The 18,223-nt window shown below is 35.9% G+C and carries 17 protein-coding genes; 4 read left to right on the plus strand and 13 right to left on the minus strand.

All coding sequences use genetic code 11. The annotated features are described in order from the left end of the window. Positions 1–79 precede the first annotated feature (79 nt). On the plus strand, positions 80–823 hold the full coding sequence (locus ABYT26_RS03235) for a sulfite exporter TauE/SafE family protein (protein WP_372751457.1): 744 nt from the start codon (positions 80–82) through the stop codon (positions 821–823). Positions 824–887: 64 nt separating this feature from the next. Here the strand turns inward: ABYT26_RS03235 and ABYT26_RS03240 are convergent, their stop codons facing one another. The 11 genes from ABYT26_RS03240 to ABYT26_RS03290 form a co-directional block, all read right to left on the minus strand. Then, complete coding sequence (locus ABYT26_RS03240) at positions 888–3,350, minus strand: TonB-dependent receptor domain-containing protein (protein WP_372751458.1); 2,463 nt, start codon at positions 3,348–3,350, stop codon at positions 888–890. 246 nt (positions 3,351–3,596) lie between these two features. Next, positions 3,597–4,472, minus strand: coding sequence for a patatin family protein (locus ABYT26_RS03245; RefSeq protein WP_372751459.1), 876 nt, complete (start codon positions 4,470–4,472; stop codon positions 3,597–3,599). A 12-nt stretch (positions 4,473–4,484) separates the two neighbouring features. Then, a complete protein-coding gene (locus ABYT26_RS03250; protein WP_372751460.1) occupies positions 4,485–5,219 on the minus strand; it encodes a lysophospholipid acyltransferase family protein in 735 nt (244 codons plus the stop codon). 155 nt (positions 5,220–5,374) lie between these two features. Next, positions 5,375–6,067 carry an SIMPL domain-containing protein gene (locus ABYT26_RS03255; RefSeq protein WP_372751461.1) on the minus strand — a complete coding sequence of 231 codons (693 nt, stop codon included), beginning with the start codon at positions 6,065–6,067 and terminating at the stop codon, positions 5,375–5,377. Positions 6,068–6,619: 552 nt separating this feature from the next. Continuing rightward, on the minus strand, positions 6,620–7,879 hold the full coding sequence (locus ABYT26_RS03260) for a DUF819 domain-containing protein (protein ID WP_372751462.1): 1,260 nt from the start codon (positions 7,877–7,879) through the stop codon (positions 6,620–6,622). Positions 7,880–8,842: 963 nt separating this feature from the next. After that, positions 8,843–9,208: a DUF2200 domain-containing protein gene (locus ABYT26_RS03265; RefSeq protein WP_372751463.1), complete on the minus strand. Its 366-nt coding sequence runs from the start codon at positions 9,206–9,208 to the stop codon at positions 8,843–8,845. A gap of 24 nt (positions 9,209–9,232) precedes the next feature. Beyond that, positions 9,233–9,517, minus strand: a complete 285-nt coding sequence (locus tag ABYT26_RS03270) for a hypothetical protein (protein ID WP_372751464.1) — start codon at positions 9,515–9,517, stop codon at positions 9,233–9,235. 56 nt (positions 9,518–9,573) lie between these two features. Then, complete coding sequence (locus ABYT26_RS03275) at positions 9,574–10,116, minus strand: DUF4269 domain-containing protein (protein ID WP_372751465.1); 543 nt, start codon at positions 10,114–10,116, stop codon at positions 9,574–9,576. A gap of 136 nt (positions 10,117–10,252) precedes the next feature. Beyond that, positions 10,253–10,795, minus strand: coding sequence for a DUF4269 domain-containing protein (locus ABYT26_RS03280; protein ID WP_372751466.1), 543 nt, complete (start codon positions 10,793–10,795; stop codon positions 10,253–10,255). A gap of 132 nt (positions 10,796–10,927) precedes the next feature. Continuing rightward, complete coding sequence (locus ABYT26_RS03285; RefSeq protein WP_372751467.1) at positions 10,928–11,425, minus strand: N-acetyltransferase family protein; 498 nt, start codon at positions 11,423–11,425, stop codon at positions 10,928–10,930. Between the two features lie 439 nt (positions 11,426–11,864). After that, positions 11,865–12,353 carry an HD domain-containing protein gene (locus ABYT26_RS03290; RefSeq protein WP_372751468.1) on the minus strand — a complete coding sequence of 163 codons (489 nt, stop codon included), beginning with the start codon at positions 12,351–12,353 and terminating at the stop codon, positions 11,865–11,867. 332 nt (positions 12,354–12,685) lie between these two features. On the opposite strand from ABYT26_RS03290, the gene ABYT26_RS03295 reads away from it, so the two are divergent. The 3 genes from ABYT26_RS03295 to ABYT26_RS03305 all read left to right on the plus strand — a co-directional run bounded on the left by ABYT26_RS03295 (position 12,686) and on the right by ABYT26_RS03305 (position 15,422). After that, the gene (locus ABYT26_RS03295; RefSeq protein WP_372751469.1) at positions 12,686–13,837 is read left to right on the plus strand and encodes an MFS transporter; all 1,152 of its coding nucleotides are present in this window, start codon (positions 12,686–12,688) and stop codon (positions 13,835–13,837) included. Positions 13,838–13,871: 34 nt separating this feature from the next. Further along, the gene (locus ABYT26_RS03300; RefSeq protein ID WP_372751470.1) at positions 13,872–14,633 is read left to right on the plus strand and encodes a helix-turn-helix domain-containing protein; all 762 of its coding nucleotides are present in this window, start codon (positions 13,872–13,874) and stop codon (positions 14,631–14,633) included. Positions 14,634–14,882: 249 nt separating this feature from the next. Further along, entirely contained in the window at positions 14,883–15,422 is a 540-nt protein-coding gene (locus ABYT26_RS03305; protein WP_372751471.1) for a hypothetical protein, read from the plus strand. A gap of 184 nt (positions 15,423–15,606) precedes the next feature. On the opposite strand, the gene menB is transcribed toward ABYT26_RS03305, so the two are convergent. Then, entirely contained in the window at positions 15,607–16,431 is an 825-nt protein-coding gene (gene menB / locus ABYT26_RS03310) for a 1,4-dihydroxy-2-naphthoyl-CoA synthase (protein ID WP_372751472.1), read from the minus strand. Next, positions 16,428–18,125 (minus strand): 2-succinyl-5-enolpyruvyl-6-hydroxy-3-cyclohexene-1-carboxylic-acid synthase, encoded by a 1,698-nt coding sequence (gene menD / locus ABYT26_RS03315; protein WP_372751473.1) that lies wholly within the window; start codon positions 18,123–18,125, stop codon positions 16,428–16,430. The genes menB and menD overlap by 4 nt, the downstream gene beginning before the upstream one ends. Between the last annotated feature and the right edge of the window lie 98 nt (positions 18,126–18,223).

The raw sequence follows: 18,223 nt of genomic DNA on the forward strand, positions 1-18,223 counted from the left end.
TAAACAATATTCAAGCACAAAACATAAGAAATTAAGCTATTTTTGTATCATTCAAAGCAAACTTATTGTACCATTTGCCATGCATGATATAAGTATCATTCAAATTGTTCTATGCGGTATTGTTATTCTTTCGGCAGCATTTATAAAAGGCATGACCGGTTTTGGTTTTGCCCTACTTGCGGTTCCTTTTCTCTCGCTCATTTTTCCGATGCAGATTTTAGTTCCCGCCATGAGTCTATTCAATTTAGTAAGTAGCTTAGTTATTCTTCTTAAACTACAGGAAAAAATAAAAGCTTACTATTTTATTCCTATGTTTGTTGCGAGCTTGGGAGGAATTCCCTTGGGGGTTTATGCTCTTGAATATGTAAGCAGCGATACACTTCGACTCATTACAGGCATTCTAGTTATTCTTTTTTCCGTTCAAATGTTGGGAAAAATTAAACTAGCCAAGCACTTTTTAAACTTTCCCATTGTTTTTGCCGGATTTGTTAGTGGAATTCTAAGCAGTTCGATATCGGTTGGCGGACCACCACTAGTCATAGCCATGAATCGAAAAGGATATCCTAAAGACAAATTTCGAGGTGTATTTGCCTGGTTCGGTACTTTCTCATCATTTTTTACTACTGTTGCCTTTTTAATGAAAGGCATGATAGAAATGCAATCGGTGAACTTATCGCTTTTTTGTCTGCCGATTCTATTTTTCGGCTCTCATGTTGGTGCTAAATTTTCGGGTAAAATTGAACCTGATAAATTCAGAAAAATAGTGATTGGAATCAATATTATTACAGGCTCATTTATTGTAATCTCTTCTCTTGTTAATTAGGATTAAGCAAAAAAAAAGCTCACGAAAACAATTCCGCGAGCTAACTTATTTTTCTTATAATCAACTACATTTCAAACTCTTCCACATCAACTCCTCCATTTGAACCTCTTTCTCGATTCAATTTATAGTTGTTAATCTTGAAGCTAAGTTTCAAATTAAAAGTAGGAGATTTTCGAGTAAACTGGCTAAAGTTATAAAATGAATCTCCCTCGTAGATTGTTTCGTGTTTTGCCGTTCCAAAAATATCACTAACCTGAAAGGTTGCCGATAATTTACGTTTCATAAATTCACGTTTTAAAGCAGCCGAACTCATAAAATATCCTTTTCGCTTCCCCTGAGCCCAAGTTGTTTCAGATTGATAATTTGCTGTAATCTGAAGTCTTGTATCTTTATCGAAAATAAAGGTTGAATTGTTCCTCAAACTCCAGTTGAAACTATTGGTAGAGAAATCTTCATAATCTTCCTCTCCCGACGAATCTGTAATGGTAAAATCTCCTTCTTCTTTGTAATGATATAAATTACCTATTAAATCATTCTTCAACCAACTTGAATAAGAAAGATTGAGAGTAGCTTCGATTCCTAAGGAGTAATCTTTACCAACATTTTCGAAAGTACTCATCATCACGTTGTCTTCTGCTTCCCAAACATATTTTACACGCTCAATTTTGTTGTCGGTCATTTTATAGTAAGCTTCTAACGAAATAGCCTGATCACCGAATCGTTTCATGTAACCAACTTCGAAGGAATCAATGTATTCAGGATTTAAATCAGGATTACCCTGACGAACATTGTACGCATCGGTCCAAGTAATAAATGGCTCTAAATAATATCCACGAGGACGCTGAATACGTCGAGAATAACTAGCCATTATTTGAGAATTTGACCCCAAATCCATTTGTGTATGAAGGGTTGGAAAAAAATCCCATCGCTTAATGGTAAAAGCATCAGTTTCGCCTTCATAACTAATTTCGCGATTAGTATATTCCGATCGGAAACCCAATTGATAACCCAACAAACCCATTTTAGATGCATAGGTTGTATACAAACCATGAACCTTTTGATCGTAGGTTACATCATGACTGTATAATTCGTTAGCCACATATAGACCTGTAGTTGTATCATAATCCTCTTGCACGGTTTGTGCATCGCTGGAGCTAAACTGCCCCTGGTAGCCAAATTCAAATTTTGCATCATTAGCCAGAGGTAATGTATAATCAGAGCGAATTTCCATCTTACTTCCCGATCCATCTTCCGTAGAAATCTGACCTGAAGAAAGTACATCGTCCTCGTACAGTTCATTGGTAGAACTCTCATCGCCATTTCCCCTACGCGAATAGGAAACCTGAGAAGACAACTGATGTCCCTCGCCATTAAACTTTAACACATAAGAGAAGTTCGCACTCAAATAATCCATTTCTTTTTGCCAAAGATCTTTACTATCGTAAAAGCTTGTATCTACACTACTGCTATCAAATTCCTCGTAATCGAGAATAGAACCTCTTTCCATGTCTCTAAATCCGTAACGAAAGCCCAAAGATATTTGGTTTTTATCGTTGATATCGTAATCGAACCCGGTTCGAAAACCATAACTTTTACGTTTCATTTTCGAATCACCATCGGATAACACCGAACTAGTATATCCATCGGAAACGGTAATGTATTCATTCTTGCTTGTTCCTTCGAACTGACGATTGTTGTAATCGAGACCAAAGTTCCAGTTCCAATTCTTTTTACGATAATTCATCAGAATATCAGCACTCAAGTTATCCTGACTACCAAGGGAAAAATTGGTCACTCCATTCAATCCTTTGTCAGTATTTTTCTTGGTGATGATGTTGATGATTCCCGCCGTTCCTTCGGGATCGTATTTTGCAGAAGGATTGGTGATAATTTCGATGTTTTCGATCACACTGGCTGGCATTTGTTCTAAAATATCCGATGCATCTAAAATAGAAGGTTTCCCATCGACCAAAACCGTGAAATTTGAATTTCCACGTAAGCTTACATTCCCTTCAATATCTACACTAACCGAGGGAACATTTTCTAGCACATCTACAGCAGTACCACTTGCTGCGGTAATTTGTCGACTAACAGGAATTACTTTTTTATCAATTTGGTATTGCACCGGCGAACGTTCTGTAGTTACAAGCACTTCGCCTATGGATTCTGTGGATTGTCGCAAATTCACGATCTTTAAATCAGCCAATTTACGATCTCTATTAATAGGAATATTTTTAATGATAGCTTTGTTATAACCAATAAAGGAAACTTCTACAAAATAGACTCCTTCTTTTAACTTTGCCAATTCAAAAGCACCTTTCTCATCGGTTATAGTTCCATCTACCAAACTGGAATCGGCCATATAGTATAGCGAAACTGTTGCATATTCAACAGGACTATCCATACTAGTGTCCATTACGGTTCCTTTTATTACACCGCCCTTTACTACTGGGCTTACCACTGGATCTACCGCCTTTACAGACATTGCCGTAAAAATAAGGTAGATCATAAGAATTAATCGATTCATTTAGGTTAATTATGAGTTTTTTTTTATTTTGTCCACATAAACTTAGTACTACAAACTGAGAAACAGCAACAATTAGTGAATTTTAAATATTCATTAACATTTGAGCATAAGAAGAAACATCCGAGCACACATTCAGCCAATGGATAGACTCATAAAAAGACAAAAGGTTTAAAAGAAAATACTTAATTTGGACTTTTTAATTTCCAGACCATTTTTTTGGAAAAATAATGGTCTACAATTACTTTACTAGATTTGAGTTTCGGAAACTTCTTGTACCAAATTCCATTTCTCAATTGCAATTCTTCCCATTTCCTTGCCAAGTTCATAATCAGTAAGCAAAGTTTGATAATCTTGAGTAAATCGTTTGGTTTTAAAATCCTCGGGCGGACAAACATCAACAACTTTCAGTTTTTGTGGAGGATTATGAATCAAATCGATGGAAGCATTATAAGTGTTAGGGCGATTGTGCAAGGCCGCAACTAAACCTGGATGTTTTCGAAACAAAAAGGCTCCTAATTTCGATTCCATGCCTTTTTTCATTCGGAACGAATCAGGACGAGAACGAATCACCATAATTTTTGAAGCTCCCTTCTCGATGGCTCGTTGAACAGGAATAGGTGCAGCAACTCCTCCATCTGAAACAATTTCCTGGTTTATTTTCAGAAATTTGCGGTAAAAAAGAGGCACCGTGCAACTAGCTTTCATCAAATGGCTTATATTTTCAACATTAGGTTGAATAAAAATAGATTGGCCATCGGAATTGCGGGTAACGCCAATTTCAAAATCAACCCGACTGGCGAATAAAGTATCCAAATCGATAGGTAAATCGCGAGATGTAATTTCCCAAGACCAATCTAAATCCATTAAATGGCCACCTTTTAAAAATTTTTTCCAACTAATGTATTCTGGACGAAGAGAATAATCGGTAAAAACCTTGAAATTTCGCCCTTTTTGTTTCGAAAGATAAGCAGCAGCATTTACTGATCCGGCAGAAACCCCAATCACCAACTGAAATGGATTGAATTCCGCCTCGATAAAATGGTCTAACACGCCAGCAGCAAAAATGCCACGCATGGCACCTCCTTCTACAACTAAAGCCGTTTTATCGTGTCGATGATTCATAACTAATTGCCTTTACTGATTGAGTTCTTTTCTGATGACAGATTCGAGTTGATCGGTTAGCTCAACAGCATCTCTTCCTGCTGGTTCTATAGGATCCAAAACTTTATAACCCACCTTAGCACCCAAGCACAAAGGAAACATTCCTTTCTGTTCAATTTTGTAGTTACCATCAATCACAAAAGGAACCAAAAGCGCATTGGGCGCTGCTTTTAGCAAAGCTTCAATTCCGCCAGCTTTAAACTTTTTCATCGCTCCAGTTCTACTTCTTGTCCCCTCGGGGAAAATGCAGGCTGCATAATTTTTGTTTGCAATGAGCTGACCTAATTTAAAAATTTCAGGAATGGCTTGGGCTCGATTTTTCCGGTCGATTAGAGCAGATCCCGAATGACGAAGATTATAGGATACGCTGGGAATATTTTTAGACAGTTCCTTTTTTGAAATGAACTTTGGATGGTGTTTACGAAATATCCACACCAAGGGAGGAATATCGTAAACTCCCTGATGATTGGAAACAATAATCAGCGGACGGTCAGTAGGCAAATCTACTTTTACTCTGGATGCTATTCGAACCCCCAACAAAGCAACCACACGCATTAAAAAGAAATTAAGAACATCCACAGATTTTTTGTGGGCCTGATATCCGAAAAGCTTATCACAAACAACTTGAATCGGGTGAAATATTACCAACAGTAGAAGGAAAAAAATATAAAATATAACACTCAGTGGATAAGATAAAATCTTGATCATTTACTTTTTTGAATTTGATTACTGCACAAAAGAACAAAAAAATAAATAGCTGAGAAAAGCTGATCAAAAAAAATTATTAACACCGAGTGTAAATGTGCTCATATTCAGATCTAAAAAAAAAGCCTCCTTAATTAGGAAGCTCATATTCGAGGAATTTATTCGAGAGCAAAATTAATGAGGACCGAATATTCCAGCTTAATTTTCTCAAAATCGAGCTCAGGCATCTCCATATCCGATTCGTAACTAATGCTTTTCAAACTGAATTTAGTTTTGTTCATTCTCACTCCGTACGAAGATGAAATTTCGTTCATATAAATAGCTCGTCCAACCTTTTGATCAATGGCCTCAGCCAAAGCTATCGCTTTTTCTTTCCCTTCTTTTACTGCATTCACCTTAACTTGACGGCGGTATTTTTCAATTTCAGAATGGTCAACCTTGACAATACTAATATTGGATATTTTAATCTGATCTAATTCGACAAAGACTTTGCCCAATGTTTTTGAATCGTGTACCAGTAGCTGAAAATCTTTTGATTTTTTAGCGTCGGCACGTCTAATAAAATAAGTACTTAAGTTACTGCTAAAATCGGAAACGGATAGCTGTTTTTCCAGATTAATACCTGCCTTTTTCAAAGCCACAAACATTTGCTTTTCCAGCACTTCAATGCTTTCCTTATTTTTAGTATCCAGTTCGTCTAAATGAATGTTTAAATAAATTTCGTCGGGAACCACTTCTAGTTCCGCGGTTCCTTTTACTTCGATGTAATTTTGATCAATAAAGTTTTTTTGCGCCTGTACTGATATTGCAGCAAAAAAAACAAACAATAGTATAACTGCATTTTTTTTCATGTTTTTATATTTTTGTGTATAAGTATTATTTTCAAATCAGATGAAAACAAATACCGTGCTAAAAAATTGCATTGCCCTCAAATTTTTCAGAAAGTATCGAACAGAAAAAGTGAAACAGTAATCACTTTACTCTCTTAAAATTAGAAATTTATAGGTAGTCTAAGAACATAAACCTATTCTTTTTATTCACCTATAGATATAAATCGAGCATTGGTTAACATATAATGAATGAAATCGGAGGTTCTCTAATTGAAATTTTAGCATTTCATTTACCAACTGCTAAAAAGAATAATTACACCAATAAAAATCAATTTGCAGATCCACTCTAAGCAAATTTGCGGTATAAATATTATTAAGACACCTATAAACACCGATGTTTATAATAAAAAATCGGCTTATTTAGTTCTGAAAAAAAAAATCGAAATGAGAAAGTAGCTCTTTGGAATGTGGAGGTAAACTATCAAATTTTAGCTTATTAAGAAAATTAGTAAGGGCTAACTCATTACTATTGAGCTAGCCCTTTACTACTTATACAAAATATTTTATGTTGATTTAATGTGCTACTACTTGCATAAGAACACCACACAACCAAGCCCCATAGGTACCCAATGCGTAGCCTATTACTGCAAGTAAAACACCCACAGGTGCCAGCGATGGATGAAATGCTGCAGCAACTACCGGTGCACTTGCTGCACCTCCAATGTTTGCTTTACTTCCCACTGCGAGAAAAAAGAAAGGTGCTCTAATAATTTTCCCCACGACAAGTAACAATATCACATGGATGGACATCCAAATAGCTCCGACCATAAAAAGTCCTGGATGCTCAAAAATCTTGGTTACATTCATTTTCATTCCAATGGTAGCTACCAAAATATAAATAAAAACAGTCCCTATTTTAGAAGCTCCCGCTCCCTCATAATTCCTTAATTTGGTAAAGGACATTCCAATTCCCATAGTAGTTGACAAAATAATCAACCAAAAGAAGTTAGAGGTTAGGCTTAATTTATTCAAGTACGGAGCATTTTCCGCAATAAAGGGAGCAATATTATCAGCCAAAAAGTGCGCCAAGCCAGTAACTCCAAGTCCCAACGCCAGTATTACCATTAAATCGGTAGTGGAAGCAACTCTCGACATACGTTGAGTAAAATCGTGCATTTTATCTTTTAAGGTTTCCACGCTGCTTGCATCTGCTTTAAAGTATTTATCAATCTGTTTCGATTTTCCCACACCAATCAGTAAAAGGGCCATCCAAACTTCAGCAACCAAAACATCAACTGTTATCATTATGGAGTAAAGCCTATCCGAAGGTTTAAATATTTCGTACATAGAGGCTTGATTTGCCCCTCCACCAATCCAACTTCCGGCAATGGTAGTCATGCCACGCCACACTGCTTCAGGACCTGCTCCACCAACAAGATCGGGGTTAAAAGAAGAGGTAATTAATATGGCTAACGGACCACCGATAACAACACCAAAGGTTCCAGTTAAAAACATGATTAAAGCTTTATTACCTAATTTAAAAACTTCTCTTAGATCGATACTTAATGTTAATAGCACCAAACTAGCAGGCAATAAATAACGTGAGGCAACAAAGTATAAATTGGAATGTTCTCCATCTACAATACCAAAAGTAGTCAATAAACTGGGTAAAAAGTAGCACAGCAATAACATGGGCACTGCTGTATAAAATTTCTTAAAAAAAGGTTTATCTAAATTACTGGTGTAAAATATAAGTGCCAACATGGCCATTAAAATTCCAAATACAACGGCATCATTAGTAATTAAAGCATCTACGTGTTCTGTTCCGGCCATAAAAAAATAAAATTTGAGTCCATAAGGATAATCACACCATTTATTTAATCAATTCCACAAAGGGTGTATTCCTATCTAATTAAAATAAATCGCTAATATACTTGAAGTTTTACTGAACCCCATTTATCTACCCTTATTTTTCGTAAATATTTTTACAAATTTGCGACTTATGACAACACAAACCCTCAATTTACGCTAGTCTATTGCAAAAAATAAGAATTTATTATAAACATACTATTATGGAGCCGTTCCGAAATACAAAATACAATGTGTGTGTGATGTAGTAGAAAATTCGAAGAATGGTTCATTATTAAAAAACAACTTGGCAAGATTTTAAATTGCTCACCCCAACAGTTATTATATAATCAATGCCTGATTTAGAAATACTGCTTAGTAAGATTGAAACAAAGTATAAGCGGAGCATGCGCTATTAAAAAAACACCTACTCCGCCAACCTTTCCAAAATATTGAATGCTAGTATTATTTAATGAACTAAACCTAAATAACTGGTCTAGTAAGCAAACTAATCGGAATCACCTACCAAACGCACATACTTTTATTAAGTACGTTCCATGCGTAAGTAACATTAGTTTACCTTTTCCGATTTCTTTAAATTTAACTTGTCAACTAATTATAAAAAAACAGAATCAATGAACTTGTTGATATTACCATCAAACAGACTAATTTTATCAACAAAATCCATTTTTTTGCTCATAATAATATGCAAATAAAAAAATCAAAATGTAGTTAGTTGAATTGTTTTTTGAAATGTATTTTGCTTGTATAATACTGACACATACTTTTTATAGCATTTTATCCACGTATTTGCTCAAATTTTGTTTGATAAAACAATTCCACCTATTGGTACATCTTTCCCTCAAAAATTCCCTTATATTAAGAGGAAAACTTTCAGTTGATTTACTAACAAGCATCTGCTTTATTTTGTACTAATGTGCTTCCAAACTAGGCAATAAGTAAAATCTTCTCCATCTTGCGTCCCTTCGCTAACTCATCCACTAATTTATCCAAATATCGCACTTGTTGAGTTAAAGGATTTTCAATTTCCTCTACCCTGTATCCACAAATTATACCTTTAATGAATTTTGCATTGGGATTCAATTTGGCATCCTTAAAAAAGGATTCAAATGTTACTTCTTTATCAATAATTTCTTTCAAGTTATTTTCATCATAACCTGTTAACCATTCAATTACTCGATTCAGTTCTTCCTTCGTTCTTCCTTTCTTCTCAATTTTTGTAAGGTAATGAGGATAAACCGAAGCAAACGTCATTTTTGCAATGCGTGCATCGTGATGGCTTGTATTACTCATATTCTTTTTCTGATAAGTTATTTATTAATTCCCGCCAAATGGAGTTCCGAATATTCCCACTGCCAATTCCATCCAAATAAGAAGTACGATGATTAAAATAACGGACAACATAATCATTTTATACTTCCTATTCTCTATTTTTCTTATAACAGCTTCACATATCAAGCCTGTTCCCAAAAGAAGTGCTCCTGCAATTACAAAATCGGCTAGCTCCCAATTCACTTCATTGCTAAAATGCATGGCTATCAATGGAATTAGCAATACAAATAAAGATATTAAAACAATGATAATGAGTCTTTTGTTTTTCATAGTCTTACATTGGCTTTTACTAAACAATTGTCTATAACTCAATTTTTGAATTTGTGCTAATCTATTTTCGATTCAAGTTCTAAAAGTGCTTTGTACGAATTTCCCTTTAAACCCAACTCAATACCAAATGCAGGTTCTGTATTGTAGCCTTTCTGCTCCAATTCAATAATTCGTTGCCGAAAAGCCTCCCCTTTTTCGTTAATTAATTTATTTTCTATGATCATGTATCGATAGGCACTTTGTTGTTTGGTAGGAATGTTCTGCCCAAAAATTTCAATTTCAAATCCATCAATCATGAAATACGCAAGCGTATCCTGAGTTGGTAGTTCTGCAATTTCCCAAATTTTAAATCCTATGGCATCACCAAATTCTTCTGTAAGGAGTTTTTTGAAATGAGACTTGTTCTCACAATAGCATATTATATCAAGGTCGCTATTTTCTATATCGATATTAATTGGAATTGTACCCACAAGAATTGGGGTAAACTGGCTAAGTTTTTCGAGAATCCTGTACTTGGTAAGAAGCATATAAGCTCGTTTTTGCTTTTCACTTCCATTTTTTAAGTAATCAATATTTTCAAAGCAAGTGTCTGTTTCCATGATTTTTCCATTATTGCGATACAATACAGTAGCAGCCTATCAGTTTTTTACCCGTCAATTTACAAAAAAATTCAAACGATTACGTAGGTTAAACCTACAATTATTGATTTAATTATTATCATAGTTTGTGAATCAACTAATCTATTTTCGTTCCAAGTTCTAAAAGGGCTTTGTATGAATCTCCCACTAAACCCAACTCAATACCAAAAGCAGGTTCTGTTTTGTAACCTTTCTGCTTCAAAGCGATAATTCGCTGTCGAAAACCTTCGCCTTCTTCCTTAATCAGTTTATTTTCTATAATCATGTGTCGATAGGCATTTTGTTGCTTACTGGGAATGTTCTGTCCAAAAATCTCAATTTCAAATCCATCGATTACAAAATTAGCAACCGTATCCTGAGTTGATAACTCTGTATTTTCCCACATTTTAAAGCCTTCTACACCGGCAAATTTTTCCTCAAGGAATTTTTTAAAATAAGCCTTGTCCTTGCAATAACAGATAATATCGAGATCGCTACTCTCTATATCAATATTAATTGGAATGGTGCCCACAAGAATTGGGTCGAATTCCCAGAGTGTTTCGAGTATCCGGCACTTGGTAAGCAGGTTGTAAACTCGCTTTTGCTTTTCATTCCCATCTTTTAGGTAGTCTATATTGTCAAAGTTATGCTCTAATTCCATGCATCTCCCATTATTCTAGTTAAGTTTCAGCTTGCCTGATTTGCAGCCTTCAAAATGCAAAAAAAATTGCAACGACCTGCCTTGAATTTACAGGTATCTTGGCTTAGTAAGGATGAACGATGAGACATTCTACTAATCGATGCCTACAACAGTACTGCGGCGTTCCAACAAAGCTACATCACGCCATTTGCCTTCCATTTTGCCAATGCGCTTCTTAATTCCGATTGTGCTAAATCCATGTTTGTGGTGCAAGTTAATACTTCCCGTATTCTCTGGAAAAACTCCCGATTGTAAGGTCCAAATCCCTTTCTCCTCCGATTCTTTAATTATGGCATCCATCATTTTATGGCCAAGCCCTTTTCCTCTATAAGCAGAATCAACGTAAACACTCAACTCGGCAACACCCGCATAAACCGGTCTGCTAGAAATTGGCGATAAAGCCGCCCATACAACTATTTTACCATTAACTAAGCCCACTAATCTACAATGCTTACTGTGTGCCTTATTCCAGGAATCCCAGTCGGGAATCTCGTTTTGAAAGGTTGCATTTTTAGTGGCAATACCCATTTCGTAAATTCGTGCAACATCTGCCCAACTCTCTTTGGTCATTGGTTGAATGCTAAGATCCATAATTTTCTATCAGTTTAAAGTTCGCAATACCATTTGTACACTTGTCAGCATTTGGGAAAAACCAACATGGCTTGTTTCTTCCCTTTGGCAAAGCACAAACAGCCTATTTCTTTAATTATGTGAATCTACAAAACGACAAAACTTAAACAAAAAAATTGGCACCCTATTTTCTAAAAAACCATATTTAAAGAAACACCCCCTATTTTTACAATGTTTCTTGCATAAAAAGCTGTTTATGACTTGATAGAGTGTAAAATTAGAATTATTAAACTTGGGTAGAATTCGGATTAGGAGATAATTGTAGGTCTCGAAAAATTGCGATCTTGTAGTTGTAAAGCTTGATTTGAGCTATTAATAAGTTTAAAATTAAAAAACGCTGCTGATCTTGATCAATCTTTTACTTTTAGCAAACCATTTTCCAGTAGCTAAAATAGTAAACTTAGCCTTTGCGGTACATTGCCTGAATTAATGAAATACCTGTTTGAGTCTTAAAATATTTCTTTTGGATGCTCTCAATCGAGCGATCTGGCATTTTATCTTCATCAATATTAACTAAGAAATCTGCTTCCACCAATATCTGAAAATCCAGTCCATCTATTTTCTGATAGGAATGATGATGCCCGATTAAATAACAGATTCTATGAAGATTTTCCCTTGTAAGATTAATATCGGATAGTAAATCTATTGCAACAGCAGGACCCTCTTTTTCCTGATAAGGTCCACTTGTGTTATCGTATTTTTCTTCGGCATTCTTAATGCCAATATCATGAAGAATCGCAGCCATGTCAAGGACTAATAATTCATTATCCGATAAATTCTCTCTGCGTGCAATACAACTTGCAAACCCATAAACTTTTAGCGCATGGTTTATTCTCCGAACATCTTTTCCGAAGTACTCAATCATCTTCTGTATTATTCTATCTGTCATTCTACTTTACGGATATTGGTTTTTTTACTTATGGACAATGGCAAATATAAAGAATAGTAGCCGATTTTGTGGTGATTTCTTGTTTGGTTATGGAAAGATTCAAATGGGTTACAAAGCTCGATATTTCATTATTCAGATATAATTCAACAGCATGAATATTTTGTAATGAGGGATCTGATTTTAATTTTTTACTAAAAATTCATACTATTTATTTGACGCGAACACTAAGTTTATCATGAAATTCTGCCTATTCCACAAGCAATTTCCATTTTTGCCAACTAATTTAGAAAAGTGGTAAAGCGCTTCTAAAAGATAAATCGGAATTTTGTCAGATGAATAAAATCTCAAACTTTGGAATTTTCACACTGCTATTTGTTAGCAGTTTAACCATTATGGTGGGCACAGTAATTGCACCATCGCTATCCGGAATTGTAAAAACAATAAATTTTGGCTTTTCGCCCAGTTGGCTAATTACTGTACCAGCCTTGGGTGTTGTGTTATTTGCCCCTTTAATTGGTCGCCTGCTAAACAAATTAGGAAGCATTAAATTGTTGTGTTTCGGTCTTGTTTCCTATGGAATTTTAGGCTTATTGGGTGCATTTATTTCCAACGACTACCTATTAATTTTAGACCGTTTTCTGCTTGGAGCCGCAACGGTTACAATTCAGGTATCGGTAACCACTTATATAGTTGAAATTTTCACCAACGAAACCCGCTTAAAAATGATTGCCTGGCAAGGAATGGCCATTGAAATGGGTGGTGTAATTTTTCTGGCAATGGGTGGTATTTTAGGTCAAATGCATTGGCAATACCCTTTTTATATTTATTTGAGTGCGATTATTTGTGTGTTCTTAGTTTTTAATACCTTACCGAAATCGCAAGCTAAAAAACAGGAGCAAAAAGTGCTTTCGACATCAAATCCGAAAAATCATTCCAGAATTAGAATAATTTTTTGCGCTTCGCTATTGGCCATGATGTTGTTCTTTGTTGGCATTGTTACTTTACCCCTCTATTTGCCAGATTGCTTTACTTTTAACGAATCGGAAACAGGCTATCTATTGGCTTTTATTTCGCTTACTGCTATTCTTACTGCCAGCCAAATGCCAAAAATGATTAGATTTTTGGGAGATGGAAAAACACTTAGCTTGGGTTTTGCATTTTATATGTTGGCCTATCTGGTTTTGTCGAGTACAGCAAGCATTCCTTTTTTACTGCTATCGGCTCTATTTTTGGGCATTGGTTTTGGCCTTAGTATTCCGCTACTAAACCACATGATGATAGAAGCCAGCAACTCGGAAAATCAAGGAAAAAACTTAGGTTTGTATTCTATGGGTATTTTTGGAGGTCAATTTTTATCTACTTTCGTTCAATCTATTTCTGGTAATTACATAGCGGTTTATAGTTTTTCCGCTGTATTGGCATTTGTAGTTGGTGGCGTAATTTTTTACAACTTCCAAAATTCTCTAAAAGTTCAACTTGAATAAATTCTTGCTACTTTTGAGAATATTTTAAGATCAAATGAGCAAAGAAGATTGGTGCAGTAAATTTCAAATTATTCAAGAATTTGAACCTAAAAGCGATATCCTTTCAAATAATTCCATGGGAATCTATTTTGAATGTAAGACAAAAAACGCACTAATTGTCCATTTCAAAGCTCTAAATGAAGCATTTAATTCCGACCTATTTACAAAAGATAAAGGCATTTTAATAAATTTTGACCGAGATTTTATTGATAAAGACGACATTGAATATGCTTTGGATGTAATGTCACTTTTCAATAAATATCCTCAATTTATTATTGATGACAATCAGCAAGTTAAGCGATTGCGGCATTTAATTGATTTTCTTACAGAGGAGTACCATGATGAGTCAGCCTCTTTCATCCTACTTAAAACATTACTTAAGGCTTTGCTCCTGCATTTAATTCGCTTTCAAAACAATGGCTTTTTACAGCAGGACTTGCATCAAAAAAAGGTTTTTCAGTTTTTAGAGTTAATGGAAACTACTTTTTTACAAGAAACAAAACCCGATTACTATGCCCGAGAAATTGGCATCAGTACAAAACGATTGAACCAAATTTTAAAGGAAAAGCTACACCTTACTGCCAAGCAAATTATTCAGCAAAGACAAATTACCGAAGCCAAACGCCAACTGCTAAAAAGAGAGATCACAACCAAAGAACTGGCGTTCAAATTGGGTTTTGATTCCATAAGTAGTTTTTCAAGATTTTTCAAAAAAAATGTAGGCCTAAGTCCTTCCGCTTTTCGATCTCGAAACTAATTTTACAATTGAGCTTAGTTTATAAATTAGCTGGAATCGCTCTTCTATTCTTTTGAATCCATACAATTAGCCACAATACGATTTCTACAAAATTTTTAATTATTAAATTCAATGACCAAGTCCATATTGCTCGAAGAGTAAAAGAAAAATCACAAAATAGATGACTGCCAAGTTTAGTCTAAAACTAAATAAAGTCATAATTAAAATATTTTGTAACTTAAGCGATAAATGAATAAGATCTTAATACAAATGATTCAAAAAATTTTCCTCTCTATCGCATTGATTGGATTTCTTTTTTCATACACAGCTAATGCAAAAACAATAGTTGGTGAAGTACCTCAATCAGTCATAAAATCACGTTACATAATGAACGACAATCTGTTTGGAAAAACAATTTTGTCTGGTGCTCTAACTAACGGGGTGCAATACGATAGTGGTTTCGGATTACAAGGAATGTTAGACCATCGCTTTATGAATCGTGTTTCAATGGGCTTGCAAGGCAACCTATACTTTTTAGAATCTGATTTGTCTTCGACTCGTCAATTAAGTGCCAGCCTTAGAATCAATTATCATTTGATAAAAGAAAAACGCTTTGAATCAAATGACTGGGATTGGTACATTGGTGGCAACTTAGGAGCTGATCTAGAAGGAGGAAACAAAAAAATCTCTCAAACTCAATGGTTTACAGAAATTCACACAGGCCTTCGATACAAACTAAACTACAAATGGTTACTGTTTGCAGAGATTGGAAGCAGAAATTCGGCTTTAGGTTTGGCAATTTCATTATAAAAATAGGTTCTATTCTTATTTCTTATGTCCTTTCTACCCCTATATTTCTAAATGGAGATTCTACACCCACTAAAATCCCCTGAAGAGGACCTAAAACTATCACCCACTATCTACAAATTCAATCCAATAAAAAGTGGTCATCGAATCAATCCGATGACCACTTTAATATCTTGAATCCAGTAAACTAGCCTGGAAACTTAGGGAATTTCTGAAAATCAGGATCTCGCTTTTCTAGGAATGCATGCTTCCCTTCCTGAGCTTCTTCCATAAGGTAATACATCATAGTAGCATCACCTGCAAACTCCATTAATCCACGTTGTCCGTCTAGTTCAGCATTCAATCCACGCTTAATCATACGTAATGCCATCGGACTACGCTGCAACATGATTGTGCACCATTCCACGGTTTCGTCTTCCAATTGTTCCAAAGGAACTACCTTGTTTACCATGCCCATTTCTTCAGCTTCTTTGGCAGTATATTGCTTGCAAAGGAACCAAATTTCACGCGCTTTTTTCTGACCTACGTGGCGAGCCAGATAGGAAGAACCAAAACCAGCATCGAAGCTGCCTACTTTAGGGCCAGTTTGACCGAATTTCGCATTCTCCGAAGCAATGGTTAAATCGCAAACAATGTGCAATACATGTCCACCACCAATGGCATATCCATTCACCATGGCAATAACCGGCTTAGGCATGGAACGAATTGCTTTGTGCAAATCCAATACATTTAAACGAGGAACACCATGATCATCGATATAACCACCCACTCCTTTTACATTCTGATCGCCACCCGAACAAAAAGCCTTATCGCCTGTTCCGGTAAACACAATTACCCCAATATCACTGCGTTCGCGACAAATATCCATCGCATCCAACATATCGAAATTGGTTTGCGGACGAAATGCATTATAGACCTCAGGTCTGTTGATTGTTATCTTGGCAATCCCTTCGAAAAAATCGAATTTAATATCTTCGTATTCTTTAATGGTAGTCCATGCTCTCGTTGTCATACCTTAATTTTTATAGTGTTAAAATAATTTATTAATACTTGATCGTTCACCTTTCTAGGTGTTTTAATCTCTAAAATAGCAGCTTGTGAATTCGCTGCATAGAAATCGGGAAGAATTTGATTCACTTCCTCTTCATTTTCGGCATGGAAATAGTCCAAACCGTAAGTCTCTGCCAATTTATCGGCGCTATAATTCTGAACCGCCTCAAAATATTCTTCGAGTTCTTCCACGCCCGAGGGTCCCGATATAAAACGGAATATTCCTCCTCCTCCGTTGTTGATGAGAATGATTTTTAAATTTGGCTGTAAATATTTATTCCACAACGCATTGGAATCATAGAAAAAACTAATATCACCTGTAATCAGAGTGGTTGTTTTACCATTTACCATGGCAGCACCAACAGCTGTTGAAGTGCAACCATCAATGCCACTGGTCCCCCTATTTGCATTGTATGCTAAGCGATTGGATGTTTTAAATAATTGCGCATAACGAACTACAGAACTGTTCGCCAACTGCAAGTTTCCTCCCTCGGGAATGGTTTGCAAAACCTGCTCGAAAGCCTTCAAGTCACTCCACTCTATACTTTTCAGATATTCCTCATGAATGCTTGAAACAACAGCATCGCGATTTTTCCAGTGAGCAGAATAGCTACTTTCCAATGCTTTTATCTGTGGCAACAGCTGCCTAAAAAATGCCAAAGGCGAAACATCAATATGAGTAGTTAGATGTTCAAATGTATCAATAAAGTGATCCTCTTTTCCGATGAACCAATGCTCTTTCGGACTGTTATTTCGTAAGAATGATTTAATCATTTTAGAAACCAAAGGACCGCCAAAGTTAATCAGCAAATCAGGTGCAAAATCTTCCAATTCCTCTTGCTTCAAAGAGCAAAGAACCCGATCGATGCAAGGCAAAAACGCCTCATCATGAAGATTCGCCACCGATTCGGTTAACACAACTACATTTTTGAGTTTTGCCAGGTCAGCCAGGAGCGCATTCAAGTCGGGCTGAGGATGCAGCAATCCTGCGATAATTAAAATTTTCTGCTGAGAGTTAAAAACTGAAGCAAGCTTTGAAATACTTTCCTCACTTAACTCGTCAACCGATGCAATTTTAGAAATGACCCTTTCGTTGGTATTGGCGTATTTTTTCACCCCATAAAGAGGTTCCCGCAAGGGGAAATTAATATGCACAGGTCCTAGTCTTCCGCTTTGAGCTTTGCTTACTGCTTCATTCACCACGCGATTTAAATACCAGCAATCATCAGGGTTATTGGCATCCAGAGGCAGCTGATAACTTCCTTTTACAAAACGTCCAAATACTTCAACTTGCGGCAAAGCCTGCGAATCGTCTTGTCCTATCCATTCCACAGGCCGATCGGCCGAAATCACAACCAAAGGCAATCGTTGGTAAAAAGCTTCGGCTACGGCCGGACCATAATTTAACAAAGCAGTGCCCGAGGTACAAACCAAACCAACTGGTTTCCTGGTTTGTTGAGCAATTCCTAGCGCAAAATATCCAGCACTTCTTTCATCCACAATCACCAAACTTTTTATTCGCTGATCTTTGGCAAAAGAAATACTTAATGGTGCGTTGCGAGAACCAGGCGAAACAATAACATATTCCATTCCTTTTGCCCAACAGATATCAATTAACTCTTTCACTCCTTTGATATCTGAATAATTTCGCTCCATATTTTTTAGTTTATTTTTTCGAATATTGAAGTCACATCTGATCCAATAAAAGCCTTTCAGCTAATTGAGATGATTACATTCCACAATTACTATCGATA

This window comes from Labilibaculum sp., from assembly GCF_041595635.1.
Taxonomy (GTDB): domain Bacteria; phylum Bacteroidota; class Bacteroidia; order Bacteroidales; family Marinifilaceae; genus Labilibaculum.